Genomic DNA, 14,145 nt, shown 5'->3' on the forward strand with positions numbered 1-14,145 from the left:
GTGATCTGAATTATCTGTTTTTTGCTTTATGCGAAAAACATATGCTCATACGCCATGAAGACATATGGCACGCCCTCCGGTTTCTTCCCCCGCTGGCGCTGGTCCGGGCTCGGCCCCGCGACGGCCCGGGCGGCCGCTCTGTGGCCCGGCCTGCTGGTGTGTGCGGTCATCGCGCTCGCGGCCACGTTCATCGCGGAGCACCAGGGCGGCCCGCAGCTGCTCTACGCCCTGCTGATCGGGCTGGCCTGCAATTTCCTGGCCGGCGTGCCGCGGGTGGCGGCGGGGGTGGCGGCCTGCGCCCGCACGGGGCTGCGCTGCGGCGTCGCACTGCTCGGCGCCCGCATCACGGTGGGCCAGGTGGCCAGCCTGGGGGCGGCCACCGGCATCGGCATCGCCTGCTCGGTGGTGGCGACCATTCTTCTCGGGGTGTTCCTGGCCACCGTCATGCAGCGCCCGCGCGAAGAAGGCGTGATCTCCGGCTGCTCCGTCGGCATCTGCGGCGCCTCGGCCGCGCTCGCGGTGGCGGCCGCCCTGCCCCCCACGAAAGAGAACGAGCGCTTCACCCTGCTCGCCGTGGTCGGTGTCACGCTGCTGTCCACCGTCGCCATGGTGGTGTATCCGCTGCTGCTCAGCGCCGTGCACGCCTCGCCCCGGGCGGCTGGCATCTTCCTGGGCGGCACCATCCACGACATCGCCCAGGTGGTGGCCGCCGGGCTGATCCTCGGCCCCCAGGCGGGCGAGACCGCCACCATCGTGAAGCTCTTCCGCGTGGCGATGCTGGTGCCCATCGTGGCCACCATCGCCCTGATCTACCGCGGCCGCCCGGGCGCGCCGGTGGGCTCGCGCATCCCGGCCGTTCCGCCGTTCCTGCTGTGGTTCCTGTTCTTCGTGGCGCTCACGTCCCTGGGCGTGATCGGCCCCGCCACCACGGCGGTGGCCGACGAGACCTCGCGCTGGCTGCTGGTCGCGGCGATCGGCGCCGCGGGCATCAAGACGCACTTCTCCGACCTGCTGCAGCTCGGCTGGCGGCCCGTCGTGCTGCTGCTCGGCGAGACGGTGTTCATCGCGCTGGCCGTCTTCGTGTGGTCGATGGCGTGAGGCGCGCTTCTGGCCGCCGCTAGCGCAGGTAGTCGCCCTCGGCCTCGGGCTGGTGCTGTATGCCCGCCACGGTGGCCTCGCAGGCCTCGCCGCGCGGCGTGCACCACCGCGCGGTCTGCCCGACGCGCAGACCCAGCAGGCTGCTGCCCACCGGCGACAGCACCGAGACGAAACCCGCCGCGAGATCGGCATCCCGCGGGTAGCAGATCGTCAGCACCTGGCGGGCGCCGGCCGCGGTGTCCACGAGTTCCACCCGCGAGTACATGGTGACCACGTCCGCTTCCACGGTCCGGGAACTGGTGACGTCCGCGTTCTCCAGCAGGTCCGCCAGGGACGGGGGGGCGGGCTGCTGGCTCGCGAGGCGCGACAGGCGCGCGAAATCGAGATCGGTGAGCACGCGCTCGCCGTGAACCTGAACCGCTGCATGCATGGGAAGGCACTCCATCGTGGGGTGCGGCGGCCCGCTGCCATCCAGCGCAAAAGGGGCAGCCGCGTTCGTTCGCGCAAGGCAGGAGCCCGGCGGCGGAGGGTTGCGCAGAAGAACGGTGAAGAGGGGAAGGGAGCGGGCCGCCGGGCTCAGGAATGTGCAGGCAGGAGCGGGCGGCGCATCCGCCTGGCGGCCGCTCGCGCGCCGGCCGCTGCGTGCAGCAGTGCGGCCAGGGTGGCGAAGGCGCAAGCCAGGGAGTTCATGGGCGCCAGTGTAGGCACGATCCGGTCCGCTGGCAGCCAAGCCCCCATGCGCCGTGCCAGTATCCAGGGGTTCGCCGGCGCAGCATGCAGCACCGGCCGGTTCAGCGTGCGGCGCGCGGGTGGGCAAGGAAGAAGCGCAGCATCTCCGCGCTCGCATCCACGCCCGACGGGTCCGTGTAGCTGCCGCTGGCGCTGCCGCCCGACCAGGCGTGGCCGGCGCCGTGCAGTTGCCAGTATTCGAGCGAATCGCGGCCGGCGGCGTCCGTGTAGACCGTGCGCGTGTGCCGCGCGCCGCGGCCGGACTGGCCCCGGGTCACACGCGGGGCGGATGCTGCACCGGAAGCCGCGCCCTGCCCCGAACCGCTGCGCAGCGCCGCCACCAGCGACTCCGCATTGCGGACATGGACAGTGCTGTCTGCATCGCCGTGGAACACGATGGTGGGGAGCGCCGTGCTGCGCGCCCCTGCAGTGGCCCCTGGCGCAGGCCCCGGGCCGCTGCGCATCGCCGACAGCGCGGAGGCGACATCCGCCGCGCAGCCGTATGGCAGGCCGGAATGCACGCCCACGGCAGCGAACACGTCCGGATAGCAATGCCCGACCACATCCGCCATCGCGCCGCCAGCGGACAGGCCCGCGACGTACACCCGCTGCGGATCCACCCGGTGCGCGGTGGCGATGGAGCGCGCGAGGGCGGCGATCACCGCCGGCTCCCCGCGCCCGCGCTGCTGGTGCTGCGGTTTGAACCAGTTCCAGCATTTCTGGGCATTGGCGCGCTGCGTCTGCTCCGGATAGAGGACTACCACGCCGAGCTCCCGCGCGAGCGCGTTCATGCGCGTGCCTGCCGCGAAATCCTCCGCATGCTGGGTGCAGCCGTGCAGCATGACCACCATCGGCCGCGGCGCACCATCGCCCGGCACTTCCGGCGGGAGGTAGAGGCGGTAGGCCAGCGTGCGGTTCTGGTGGCTGAAACTACCGGATTGCCATTGTTCGCCGCTGCCCTGGAGGGGCGCAGTGCTCCCGGGCCGGCGCGCCTCGCGGGCCTCACCTGCCGTGTTCGGATCGTGCACCTCGCGGACCAGTCCATCGAGCACCCTGGGGTCCGCCGCCGGGCCCGCGGCACCGCGGAACACCGCAGCCGACGCGGCAGCCGCCTGTGCGTGTGCGGCCGCCCCGCGCAACGCGCGCTGGATGGCCTCGGTGGCTTCGCCGAGCCGGCCGCCGCGCGTGGAACGCGTGGCATCGGCCATCAGTTGCTGGAAAAGTGGGTTCACAGGGTACTTTCGTGGGGGGGGTCAATGGATGCGTCCGGCCAGCGCGGTCTTCACGGCGCTGCTGGCCTGCAGCGCACCGAGCACGGTGAGGGAATCGATGGTGGCCAGCGCCAGTTCCGGCGTGACGTCGGGGTCGATCGTGGCAAGGCCGAGCACGCGGATCTGCAGCCGCTGGCCCGCAGCGCGCGCGGCCTCCAGATCCGCTGCCGAGAAGCGCTGCAGGCCCAGGACCAGCATCTTGCGTGCCACCACCTGCCGCAGCGCGTCGGCGTGCACCGCGAGCTGGTTGCGTATCGCCGTGCGGATGAAGTCCGTGCGGTTGCCGTAGAAGCTCTCGGCCACCAGCAGGTCGATGTGGCCGAGGTCAACGTATCCGAGGTTGATGGTGATCTTTTCGGAATCCCCGACCTTGGGCGGGCGCTGGGCAGTTGGGAGCGAAGTCATGCGCCATCCTATTACCATCCACATGGATGGTCAATGGATGTTTTGGTACCCATCCTGGACGGTGAACAGCACCGCGGTGATCGCGGCCCCTTCCATAGGGTTGACAGGCCCCAGGGCACGGGCACGGCCTGACCGAAACAGGATCGTCGAGGCCCGGGCGCAGGTCCGACAATCCAGCGTTCCCGCCACCGGCGAACATCCGCACGTTTTCAGGAGACCCCCATGGAAATCGAATTCAAGTTCCTGATCCCCGCGCACCGCCTGGAAGGCGTGGAAGCCGCACTGCAGCAAGGTCCCTTCACTGCGTGCCGCATGGAAGCGCATTACTTCGACACGCCCGAGGGCGACCTCGCCCGCCACGGCATCGCATGGCGCGTGCGCAACGAAGGCGGGGCCTGGGTACAGACCGTGAAGACCCTGGGCGACGGGCCTCTGGCGCGCGGGGAGCACAACGCGCCCGTGCCGCGGCCCGCCGATCCGGCGGGCATTCCCCGCCCCGACCCCGTCCTGCATGCCGGCTCCACCGCAGGCAGGCAGCTCGCCAAGGTGCTGGCGGGCGCCAGGGCCGCGCCTGTTGCGACCTATGGCACCGAATTCGAGCGCGTGGCGCGCGACATCCCCCTGCCCGGCGGCGCGATGGAAGTGGCGCTGGATGTCGGCCGCGTGGTGGCCCGCCGCGGCGGCGCAGACGAGGTGTCCGAACCCCTCTGCGAACTGGAACTGGAACTGAAGCAGGGCTCCGTGCCCGCCCTCGTGGCGGCCGCCACCCAATGGGCGCGTACGCACGGACTGGTGCTGAGCACCCTGTCCAAGGCCGAGCGGGGCGAGCGCCTGCGGGCCGGGCAGGCCGCCGGCCCCGCGGCCAAGGCCGGCCCGGTCCGCGCGCCGAAGGGGCATCTCCCCGCAGGACAGGACCTGCAGCGGACCGTGGTCGCCCACTGCCTGGAACAGATCCTGGCCAACGCGAGCGAGATCGCGCACGGCCACGCCGATGACAGGCACATCCACCAGCTGCGCGTGGGCCTGCGGCGCCTGCGCACTGCCCTGCGCGAGTTCGACCGCGTGGCGCCCGGCCGATTCGATCCCGCGTGGCAGGCGCCACTGCGCACCGCCTTCCGCCGCCTGGGCACCCTGCGGGATGGCGGGCTCGTGCTGGAGCAGATCGGCGAGGCGCTCCGCCAGGCCGGAGCGCCTGCCGTGGACACCGGCGGCGCGCCGTCCGAATCCCCGCAGCACATCGTGGCCGATGCCGCGTTCCAGTCCACCCTGGTCGCGCTGATGGGATTCGCGGCCACGCCGGGCCGCCCGCCACAGGCGCGCAGCAGCGAGGAACGCGGGCTGGACGCGGACGCCACACGGCGCGCGTTGCGCAAGGCCCTGCGCAAGCTGCACCGGGGCATCGCCGAAGATGCGGCCTCGTTCGGCAGCCTGCCGGCCGAACGCCGCCACGGCGTGCGCAAGCGCGTCAAGCGCCTGCGCTACATGGCCGAATTCCTCGCGCCCGCGCTCAAGGGCGGCGGCAAGGATTTCCTGCGCCACCTGGAGCCCGCGCAGGACGCCCTGGGCCGCCTCAACGACGAACAGGTAGCGGAGGCACGGTACCGCCAGCTCGCGGCGAAGCACCCGAAGGCCTGGTTCGCCGTCGGCTGGCTGGCGGCACGGCGCGAGCTGCTGCTGGCGGAGTGCGAGCGCGCGCTGGGGCGGCTGAAGGAGGGGCCGGAGGTGCGCAAGGGCGGGTTCCGCCAGGCCGGAGACGGTGTGAGAATGGAACGATGAGCACTTCGACCTCATCCTTCCCTTCCGATGCCGACGGCACCCCCGTCGCGACGTACACCTGGGCCGACGTGTCCGGCACACCCACGGGCGTGGTGCAGATCGCCCACGGGCTGGCCGAGCACGGCGAGCGCTACGACCGCTTCGCCAAGGCACTGAACGCCGCCGGGTTCCTGGTCCACGCGGTGGACCACCGCGGCCACGGGCGCACCGCGGGCGGACGCATGGGCGACTTCGGCAAGGCCGGCTTCGAGGGCCTGATCGCCGACGTGGCCCAGTTCGGCGCCCTGCTGCGGGCCCGGCACGGGCAGCTGCCCCTGTTCCTGTTCGCCCACTCGATGGGCTCCTTCGCCGCGCAGGCCACCCTCCTCGACCATTCGGCAACGTGGTCCGGCGTGGTCCTGTCCGGATCGACCGCGCTGGACCTGTTCGCCGCCGACCTGGCGAATCCCCCGCCAGGCGCTCCCGCAGGCCTGGCGGCGCTCAATGCGGGCTTCGCGCACCGCACGGGCTACGAGTGGCTGTCGCGCGACGCGGCCGAAGTGGACGCCTACGTCGCCAACCCCTGGTGCGGATGGGACCTTCCCCCCGACGTGTTCCCGGCCTTGATGGCGCCCGCCCCCCGCGTCGCCGATCCGGCCCGGCTGGCCGGCATCCGCAGCGACCTGCCCATCCTCATCGCGTCCGGCGACGCGGATCCGCTCGCCGGCGGCGGCGAGCGGCTGAAGATCCTGGGCCGGCGCTACCGCGACGCGGGCATCGCCGATGTAACCGTGAAGCTCTACCCGGCCGGCCGCCATGAAATCCTGAACGAAACCAACCGCGACGAGGTGACCGCCGATATCGTGGCCTGGCTGCGCGCGCACGCGGCCTGACGCGCCGCCCGGCGGTCAGAAGGCGCCGTACCGGTAGGCGAAGTACAGCGCGGCCAGCACGCCGGCCACCGAGAGGAAAGTCATCAGCCTGGACATCCGGGCTCCTGGGAAAGAAGGACCTGCATCGTCAGGTCGGGTTGATGCTGTGCTGCGCGAGGTAGATCTCGACCAGCATGAGCGTATAGGTGGCCACCAGCCCCAGCATGGCCAGCACGAAAAGGCCGGCCACCGGCCGGTCGAAGGCGATGCCCAGCTCGTTGCCCACGAAGAGCGACACGATCAGGAAGCAGACCAGGATCGCGCAGACGGCAGCCACCGTGATGGCGGCATTCACCACCTTCGCGCGGCGGTTGAGCGCCTGCAGCTCCTGCTGCAGCACCGGCCCCGCCTCGGCGCCGGCATGCTCCAGGTCGTCCCGGCGCTTGATGGTGCGGTCATTGATGCGGGCCAGGCGGTTGGTCAGCACGGTCAGCGTGCTGCCGATGGCGGCCAGCATGAAGGCGGGCCCCACTGCGAGCTGGATGACGTGCGAGGTGTCGGCGTGGATGGTCAGCATGGGTGGACGTGATTGTCCACCGGCTCGGCGACCGGGCCCACCATCCATTGGCCGATCGCTGGACTGCTCAGCCCCCGCACGAGTCCACAGCGCACCAGCGCCCTCCCTCGCACCGCTCCAGCCCCGCATCCCCGAACCGCCACAGATGCAGCCACCCGTGGCCCAGCAAGTGCTGCAGCACCGCATGCCGGGCGATGACCGCCTCGATGGCTGCCGCGGGCGCATCGATGACCACGGTGAGCCGCAGCGGCTCGTGCACCCAGCGCCGGCCGTCGTGCAGCGACTGGCGCGACAGGCCGATGCGCAGGTCGCCGCCGTTGCCCTCGAACACGCCGATGTGCCCGCCCACCACGTTGTGCAGCAGCTTGTTGCCGCTGCCCAGGCGCTCGGGGTCGCAGGTGGAGGCGTGGTACTGCCAGTTGATCCAGTGCGTGACGAGCATGGGCGCCGTCATCAGCAGTTCCAGCAGGCTGCCGTCGGTATCCTGGGCGGGGTCGTAATCGTGCAGGAAGGCACGGCCGCCCAGTTCCGCGCCCCGGGTGCGCGCGCGCGGCGCGATGACGAAGGCGGCATTGCCGGCCAGGCCCCATTCGGGGCGGGTCTGGGCGCCGTCGTTGGCGCGGCGGCGCAGCGTGGACAGCAGATCGCCGGCTGCGGCATGCGGGTCCAGGCCCAGCGAGGGGGCGCGTTCGCGGCGCACGCGGTCGCCCGCGGCAGCGAACACCGGCTGCCAGCGCTCCCAGCGCGCACGCGCCCCGGGCGGCAGCAGATCGAGGTCGAAGCCCTCGATCTCGTCGGTCGTCGTGTTGTGCAGCGCGGCGACGAAACACGTGGCCTCGGGCAGCGCGATGCCCAGGGAAGGCAGCGCGGCACGCACCTCGGCCTCGTTGAGCAGCAGCGCCAGGGCACGTGCATTGACCTCGCCGGTCTGGCCGCAGCAGGCGCCGCAGTCCAGCGCCGCGGCCTGGGCGTTGTTGGCCGACTGGCTGCCATGGCCCACCAGCATCACCAGCGGCGCGGCGCCGCGGGCCAGGCCCAGGGCCTTGAGCACGCGCGCAGCAAGCGCTGCGCGCTCCTCCAGAGACAAGCCGCTCAGCATGGGCCGGCAGACGGGGCGGTAGCGCGCCGGCAGGCCTTCATGGTCGCCGCTGTCGCGCGCATGTTCGCGCGGCCACAGCCAGCCGCCCAGCTTGCCGAGGTAGCCGGCGCCCAGCGCCTCGACAAAGGAGAAGGCCGCGCCGGGCCAGCGCGTGGTGGACTCCCACTGCGCCGCCCAGGCCAGGCGGCGGTGCCGGGCGGTGACGGCGGCCGCGGGCTCGGGCAACTGGTCGGTCACCTCCATCGCGGGCGGCAGCAGGCCCGGCAGCTGGGGCCGGCGCGCCGTGGTGCCCAGCGGCGTGTACGCCGCCGGCACCCCGAAAAAGCCGGCAAAGCCCAGCGTCTGCAGCGTCGGCGCGGTGGTTTCCAGCGCGCGGCGCAGCGGCTCGCTGCGCACGTCGATGCAGAACACGGCCTGCGCCTCGGGTTCGGCGCTCGGCAAGCCGGGCGCCCGGGCCAGCCGCCCGGCCAGCTCGCGCTGGTAACCCAGCTCCAGCGCGAGTTGCCACACCTCATCGACGACCAGCACCTGCTCGGCCCGCTGCAGCCGCTCGGGAGCGCGGCCCCATTCGGCCTGCAGCGCGGCAAAGGCCTGGCGCGCAGCGGCGTCGTCCTTGCACTCCAGCAGCACGGCCCCCCATGCCAGGCGGATGGCCAGCAGGTCGCGCAGGTGCTCGCGCTCCGGCGCGCCCTCGGGCGCCTGCCAGGCGAGGTACGCGCACCACGAGGCCCAGCCGTTGACGGTGAGCAGCACGGCCTCCAGGTAGTCGGCCCAGGCGCCATCGGGCAGCTGCAGGTGGTGCATCGCCCAGGCCTCGGCGTCCTCGCGCGTCGCGGGCAGGGCCTGCACGCCGCGGTGCAGGCCGGGCAGCCCCATCAGCGTGCCGATGCCGTGGTCATGCGTCAGCGTGTCGCGCCAGAAGGCGTAGAGGCCCGGACCGCGCTCGGGCTGCCAGTCGGCCTGGGCCCGGTCGAAGAAAGCGGCGCAGGTCTGGCTGACCTGGTGGGTGATGGCCTGGCGCCATGTCAGGCGCGTATCGCGGGCAGGATCGTTGTCCAGCACATCGATCAGCAGCGGCAGCGGCTGCAGCCCGCCGGAGCGGTCCAGCGCGGCGACGCAGTCGGCCTCGCCCAGGCCGGCCGCATCCGGCAGGCGCTGCAGTGCCAGGGCCAGGTCCTGCGAGGCGATGCGGCCGCCCTGCCAGGCCTCGCGCTGGCGCTCGCGCGGCGGGAAGACCTGGATGCCGCCCAGCAACGCCATGCGCGCGGCGACGCGGCGCAGCGGCTGGCCGGTACGCTGCCAGTGCGGGTTGACGGCGATGGCGCGGTCCAGCGGCCAGGCGGGAGCGATCGCGCCGCAGGCCTGGGCACAGGCGGCCTGGATGCGGGCGTGCGCCCCGGCCCGGGCCAGGGCGTCGTGTTCGAGGGTGTCGGTGTGCATGGTCTTCTTCTTTCTCTGTCAGATCGTGGCGGGGCGCGGTGGGGGCGGCGTGGGTGTCCAGCGGCGCGGCCACAGGCGCAGGCTCCAGCGGGTGTAGAACTCGTCGAGGTAGAAGCCGGCGTAGCTCCAGCGGCGCGCAGTCAGCAGTGCCTGCGGGCGCATCTGCATCGCGACAAGCACGGCGTAGAGCGCCGCCATGCCGGCCAGGGCCAGGCATCCCAGTGCGCCCTGCGGCGCATCGTGCAGGCCCAGCGGCAGCGCGTGGGCGGCGCGGGCCACGGCCGTCAGCAGCGCCGTGGCGGCCAGGCCGGTGGCCAGCTGCCGCAGCGCCGATGCCCACAGCAGCGGCGCCCAGGCCAGCGCCATCACGCCCGTCCACCACAGCGGCCAGCCACCGCCCATGGCCGCGACGACCGTCCCGGCCAGCAACGGTGCGGCCAGCAGGCTGGCGCGGGCCGGCATCTGCGGCGGCCGCAGCGCCCGCGCCCGGGTCTGCCGCACCACGTCGGACGCGGCCAGGAAGGCATGCGCCTTGTAGATGGAATGGCCCAGCAGGTGCAGTGCCGCGAGGGTGTACAGCCCCAGGCCGCATTCCACCAGCATGAAGCCCATCTGCGCGACGGTGCTCCAGGCCAGCCGCACCTTGATGCTGATGCGGGTCAGCATCACCAGGCCGGCGCCCAGCGCCGTCGCCAGCCCCAGCGCGACGAGGAGGGCGCGCGCCGGCATGGCGTGTTCCAGCAACGGCGCGCAGCGGATCAGCACCACGCCCCCCAGGTTCACCACACCGGCATGCAGCAGCGCCGACACCGGCGTGGGCGCCTCCATCACCTGGATCAGCCAGCCGTGCACCGGCATCAGCGCGGTGCGCAACACGACGGCGGCCACCAGCAGCACGGCGGCCACCTGCAGCGGCGCGGACAGGCCCGCAGCCTGCACATGGGCCGCCAGGTCACTCAGCGAGCCGCTGCCCACCGCATGCCAGCTCAGCGCCGCGGCACCAACCAGCAGCCCATCGGCCGCGCGGTCGGCCACGCGCTTCTTGTGCGTGGCCAGCAGCGCGAACGGTCGGTCGGCATAAAAGCACAGCAGCCGCTCCAGCGCCAGGCCGATGCCGGCCCAGGCGGCTATCAGCACGGCCCAGTGGTCGGCCAGCAGCAGCACCTGCACGCCGCCCAGTACCGCGGCCAGCGCGGCGGCGTAGCGGGCCTGGCGCGCCTCGCCGTCCAGGTAGCGGGCAGAGAACACGCCCACCACCCCGCCCAGTGCCTGCACGAGCACCGCGACGGCGGTGCCGGGCAACGTGGGGCGCAGCCAGGGAGCGAGCGGTGTGGAAGCACCCATGGCCACGGCGACCAGCGCGGCCACCGCAGCCACCAGGCCCAGCGCAGACGCCGCGTGCAGCGCCCCCCGGTGAAGCGACAGCCCGGCGGCGGTGCACAGCATCAGCGCCGCGGGCAACAGGGCAGCGATGGAAGGAAGAAAGTCGAGGTCTTGCATGGGTCGCCATGGTGGCCGTGCACACATGTTCTGTAAAATTCATTAAAAGAAACGAATTAATCTTTTAATCAGAACAATGCGTCTCGAGCAGCTCAACTTCCACCACCTCTTCTACTTCTGGCGGGTGGCCAAGCTGGGCCACCTGACACGGGCGGCCGAGGAAGTGCATGCCTCGCAGTCGGCGCTCTCCGCGCAGATCCGCCAACTGGAGGAGCGACTCGGCGAGCCGCTGTTCACGCGCGAGAACCGGCGCATGGTGCTGACCGAGGCCGGGCAGGTGGTGCTGTCGTATGCCGAGGACATCTTCGGCCTGGGCCAGGAACTGCTGGGGCGGCTGCAGGGCCGCAGCCAGGGGATGACCCGGCTGCGCGTGGGCGCGGTCGCCACCATGTCGCGCAACTACCAGGAGAACCTGCTGCGCCCCCTGCTGGCCGACCCCGACGTGGTGCTGACCCTCGAATCGGGCCTGCTGGACGACCTGCTGCAGCGACTGCTCGAGCACCAGCTGGATGTCGTGCTGGCCAACCAGAGCGTGCCCGCCGACCCCGGCCGCCCGCTGCACTGCCGCTTTCTGGCCAGCCAGGCCATCTCGATCGTGGGCCCGGCCCACCGCTGGCCGGCCGGCGGCCTGCGCGTGCCGCAGGACCTGCACGGCATGGACATCGCCCTGCCCGGCCCCCGCCATGCCGTGCGCGGGCCTTTCGATGCACTGTGCGCTTCGGCCGGCGTGGCGCCTCGCCTGCGCGCCGAAGTGGACGACATGGCCTTGCTGCGGCTGATCGCCCGCGACAGCGGCTGGCTGTCACTGCTGTCCGAGGTGGTGGTGCAGGACGAGCTGAAAAGCGGGCTGCTGGTGATCGCCGGCCAGTCGAGCGAACTGACCGAGAGCTTCTACGCCATCACGGTGCCGCGGCGGCACCGGGTGGAGGCGCTGGAGAAGCTGCTGGGGGCGTAAGGCACACGACGCATCCGGCCCAGGGAATGCCGAGGAATCCCCGGGACCGGCATGCCGTATCGAACTCCTGTACAACATCTGAATGACCACCAACGAAGACATCATCAGGCAACTCTATGCACTGGCCGAAGGCACCGGCCGGGACGCGGACAAATTCGCGGCCCTGTTCCATGCCGACGGCTTCTTTCAGGACGAGTCCTCCGGAATGCGGCTGTACGGTCGGGGATGTTGGCCAGCTGATCCATGCCATCTCGGCAGCCTTCCCTGACATGCACCGCGAATTGTTGCGGTTCTACACGGCAGGCGACGCAGTGATCGTCGAACTCAAGCTGCAAGGCACGCACCAGGGTGACTTCATGACCAGTGAAGGCGTCCTGCCGCCAACGGGGCGCACCTTTGACGTACCCTGTTGCGACGTGTTCCGCCTTCGGGATGGCAAGGTGGAGGCATTCCACTGCTATAACCAGTTGTCCGTCTGGTTGAAGCAACTGGGCGCCCTGGGCAATCTGGGCGCGGCGGTGAAACGATGAACGTTGACGGGCGAGCCAAAGCGCCACCGTCCATTCGCTTCCCGGAGCGGCCAACAGGCACTGTTGGTTCTGATGGCCGCCCCATTCCATCAGCCATCAATCGCCCGCTCAGCCGCTGAGCCCTCCGTCCGCCGCCTCTCCCGAGGCGAAGGCGTGCGGTCCAGAAACAGAACCTGAAATGACCACCCGCAGATAGTGAAATCGAGTGCCCCGGCAGTTCGCCAACTCCTTGTCAACAAACATATTTCGAGCATTCTGGGAGTTCACTGCGACCGTTGCGATGAGGTTAGGTACCCCCCTGAACTTCGCTCGATTCGTGAGCCGGTGGCAGCCCCCTCCGCTCGGACGCCTCGCCTTCCAGAAGAACGGCTCCTTTCGCGTCATCGCGCCCAAGGGCCCGAGTCGAAAACGTCGCGGCTATCTACCAGAAGGTGCCTCAGCTCGGCGGTGACGTGCAGGCCGGTGCCGTGATTGCGTATCGAGTCGTCTGTACCTGCCAACACGACAAGGCATCCATACCTTTCACGGGAGTGCAGGCGGTTCCATAGGTTGACCAGGGCGTATTGGTTCAGTTCACGCACGTCAGCGCGCAACTGCTGGATGCTTTCGGTGCCTTTAAGGACCAAAAGCACACCGGGACACCCGGCCAACCGGACGACCCGTGCGAAATCTAGCAACCGGACGACCACGTACGAGCAATCAAGCAGTGACCGGACACCCAGGAACTTGCACTCGTCGCGTGCCAACGTCTCACCGCCAAGCCAGGCGAGACAGAGCTGCTTCTTCTTGTCAGCGTTCGACCTTGCCGCGAGGCAGTACGCACGCACAACGTCCGAGTAGCGGTAGTCACTCACGCCGGTAAGTGATGCTCCGCCGGTGCCAAACAGCCGTTCTGGGTCCACAGCAGCAAGCTGGTCGAGCACACGGCGAAGGCAGCCCCACTCTCCAGCCCGTGTAGCTACGCTCTTCATGAGCTTTACGTTCTTTCGAGTGTACAGCCGGGGTTTTAGCCTGGGCCCCACCGTCTTGCCTTCCGGCGCTTCGAGTCAGCTCGCCTGGCGCACGACGGCGTCCAGAGTCTTGCCGTCCTTGTTCTTCCAAGAAATCCACCCGTTCATGTTGTTGCCGACGACGATGGCTGCCGCGGCGCTGGGCGACTTGAAGACATAGTCCTGCGTGAACACCAGCTGCTGGCCGGCAGGCTTCAGCACTCCGGCCGCTTCCAGCTGCTTGCGAAGCACGTGGAAGCCCTTGTCCTTGAAGCTGTCGGTGACCTGGCCGCGAGCCTTCGAGCCCTTGAGGACGGCCATGCCTTCAGGGGTGTACTGCGCTCTGGCGTCTGTCCCGGAGGCGGTGCAAAAGTACAGATTTGAGGCCTCCGCCGGCTTCACGGGCTTCTCAAAAACCTGGAAGCCGAGGGTGGACATCAACGTCTCCCCCGTCTCGAGTAGCTCTTCGCATTCGGCCTCCATGGGCTTAGTCGTGTTCAGCTTGTTGCCGTTCGTGTCGTTTTCCACGACGTACCGGCTGGCCTCCTTTGCGCGCTGAATGCAAAGGCCCTCCAGGTACAGGGAGTGCGTGGTCGTCAGGCTGTCCGCGCGAGAAAGCATGACCACCGCGCGTTGCCAGAAGTCCTTCTCTTTCTGGTGCTTCACGAGCCGCTTCTTCAGGTCTGAGGTCTGGCCGATGTAAACCTGCGGCTTGACCGACTCCTCGGCGTCTCCGAACAGAAAGTACACCGCACCACCTGCCGACTCTGGCATGGCTAAGAAGTTCTTCAGCAACGCCCGCGGCACTTCGATGAGACGCACGATGCGCGTGGTGATTTCCGCTTGGCGTATTCCTTGGGGGTCGCCGGACGGCAGGAAAATTTGGATGGTCTTTGCGCTGGATGCCACGGTCGTACGCCTCAGT

General features: G+C 70.3%; 14 protein-coding genes. 6 read left to right on the plus strand and 8 right to left on the minus strand.

Features of this window, described 5'->3' with window-relative positions; translation table 11 throughout:
* The first annotated feature begins 54 nt into the window (after positions 1-54).
* Entirely contained in the window at positions 55-1,098 is a 1,044-nt protein-coding gene (locus ACGHC0_RS20550) for a YeiH family protein (protein WP_415266605.1), read from the plus strand.
* A 19-nt stretch (positions 1,099-1,117) separates the two neighbouring features.
* Here ACGHC0_RS20550 and ACGHC0_RS20555 read toward each other — a convergent pair whose 3' ends face one another.
* From ACGHC0_RS20555 to ACGHC0_RS20565, 3 genes are all read right to left on the minus strand, one after another.
* Entirely contained in the window at positions 1,118-1,528 is a 411-nt protein-coding gene (locus ACGHC0_RS20555) for a GreA/GreB family elongation factor (RefSeq protein WP_415266606.1), read from the minus strand.
* 361 nt (positions 1,529-1,889) lie between these two features.
* Positions 1,890-3,059, minus strand: a complete 1,170-nt coding sequence (locus ACGHC0_RS20560; protein WP_415266607.1) for a PHB depolymerase family esterase — start codon at positions 3,057-3,059, stop codon at positions 1,890-1,892.
* A gap of 21 nt (positions 3,060-3,080) precedes the next feature.
* Positions 3,081-3,503 carry a CopG family transcriptional regulator gene (locus ACGHC0_RS20565; RefSeq protein WP_368352710.1) on the minus strand — a complete coding sequence of 141 codons (423 nt, stop codon included), beginning with the start codon at positions 3,501-3,503 and terminating at the stop codon, positions 3,081-3,083.
* A 222-nt stretch (positions 3,504-3,725) separates the two neighbouring features.
* Here ACGHC0_RS20565 and ACGHC0_RS20570 point away from each other — a divergent pair, with 222 nt between their 5' ends.
* Together ACGHC0_RS20570 and ACGHC0_RS20575 are read left to right on the plus strand one after the other, a co-directional pair.
* Positions 3,726-5,279 (plus strand): CYTH and CHAD domain-containing protein, encoded by a 1,554-nt coding sequence (locus ACGHC0_RS20570; RefSeq protein WP_415266608.1) that lies wholly within the window; start codon positions 3,726-3,728, stop codon positions 5,277-5,279.
* Positions 5,276-6,151: an alpha/beta hydrolase gene (locus tag ACGHC0_RS20575; protein WP_415266609.1), complete on the plus strand. Its 876-nt coding sequence runs from the start codon at positions 5,276-5,278 to the stop codon at positions 6,149-6,151. Before ACGHC0_RS20570 ends, ACGHC0_RS20575 begins: the two co-directional genes overlap by 4 nt.
* Positions 6,152-6,278: 127 nt before the next feature.
* Here the strand turns inward: ACGHC0_RS20575 and ACGHC0_RS20580 are convergent, their stop codons facing one another.
* The 3 genes from ACGHC0_RS20580 to ACGHC0_RS20590 form a co-directional block, all read right to left on the minus strand.
* On the minus strand, positions 6,279-6,707 hold the full coding sequence (locus ACGHC0_RS20580) for a DUF2721 domain-containing protein (RefSeq protein ID WP_368352713.1): 429 nt from the start codon (positions 6,705-6,707) through the stop codon (positions 6,279-6,281).
* Positions 6,708-6,774: 67 nt separating this feature from the next.
* Positions 6,775-9,246, minus strand: coding sequence for a YbcC family protein (locus ACGHC0_RS20585; protein ID WP_415266610.1), 2,472 nt, complete (start codon positions 9,244-9,246; stop codon positions 6,775-6,777).
* Positions 9,247-9,264: 18 nt separating this feature from the next.
* Entirely contained in the window at positions 9,265-10,746 is a 1,482-nt protein-coding gene (locus ACGHC0_RS20590; RefSeq protein WP_415266611.1) for an NADH-quinone oxidoreductase subunit L, read from the minus strand.
* A 76-nt stretch (positions 10,747-10,822) separates the two neighbouring features.
* Between ACGHC0_RS20590 and ACGHC0_RS20595 the strand changes: the two genes are divergently transcribed.
* The 3 genes from ACGHC0_RS20595 to ACGHC0_RS20605 all read left to right on the plus strand — a co-directional run bounded on the left by ACGHC0_RS20595 (position 10,823) and on the right by ACGHC0_RS20605 (position 12,231).
* On the plus strand, positions 10,823-11,701 hold the full coding sequence (locus tag ACGHC0_RS20595) for a LysR family transcriptional regulator (RefSeq protein ID WP_046059837.1): 879 nt from the start codon (positions 10,823-10,825) through the stop codon (positions 11,699-11,701).
* A gap of 82 nt (positions 11,702-11,783) precedes the next feature.
* On the plus strand, positions 11,784-11,969 hold the full coding sequence (locus ACGHC0_RS20600; protein ID WP_415266612.1) for a hypothetical protein: 186 nt from the start codon (positions 11,784-11,786) through the stop codon (positions 11,967-11,969).
* Between the two features lies 1 nt (position 11,970).
* Positions 11,971-12,231: an ester cyclase gene (locus ACGHC0_RS20605; protein WP_415266613.1), complete on the plus strand. Its 261-nt coding sequence runs from the start codon at positions 11,971-11,973 to the stop codon at positions 12,229-12,231.
* A 380-nt stretch (positions 12,232-12,611) separates the two neighbouring features.
* On the opposite strand, the gene ACGHC0_RS20610 is transcribed toward ACGHC0_RS20605, so the two are convergent.
* Together ACGHC0_RS20610 and ACGHC0_RS20615 are read right to left on the minus strand one after the other, a co-directional pair.
* On the minus strand, positions 12,612-13,202 hold the full coding sequence (locus ACGHC0_RS20610; protein ID WP_415266614.1) for a BREX system ATP-binding domain-containing protein: 591 nt from the start codon (positions 13,200-13,202) through the stop codon (positions 12,612-12,614).
* Positions 13,203-13,277: 75 nt separating this feature from the next.
* Positions 13,278-14,129, minus strand: coding sequence for a GIY-YIG nuclease family protein (locus ACGHC0_RS20615; RefSeq protein ID WP_415266615.1), 852 nt, complete (start codon positions 14,127-14,129; stop codon positions 13,278-13,280).
* Positions 14,130-14,145 lie beyond the last annotated feature (16 nt).

Source organism: Acidovorax sacchari (assembly GCF_042847045.1).
Classification (GTDB): domain Bacteria; phylum Pseudomonadota; class Gammaproteobacteria; order Burkholderiales; family Burkholderiaceae_C; genus Paracidovorax; species Paracidovorax sacchari.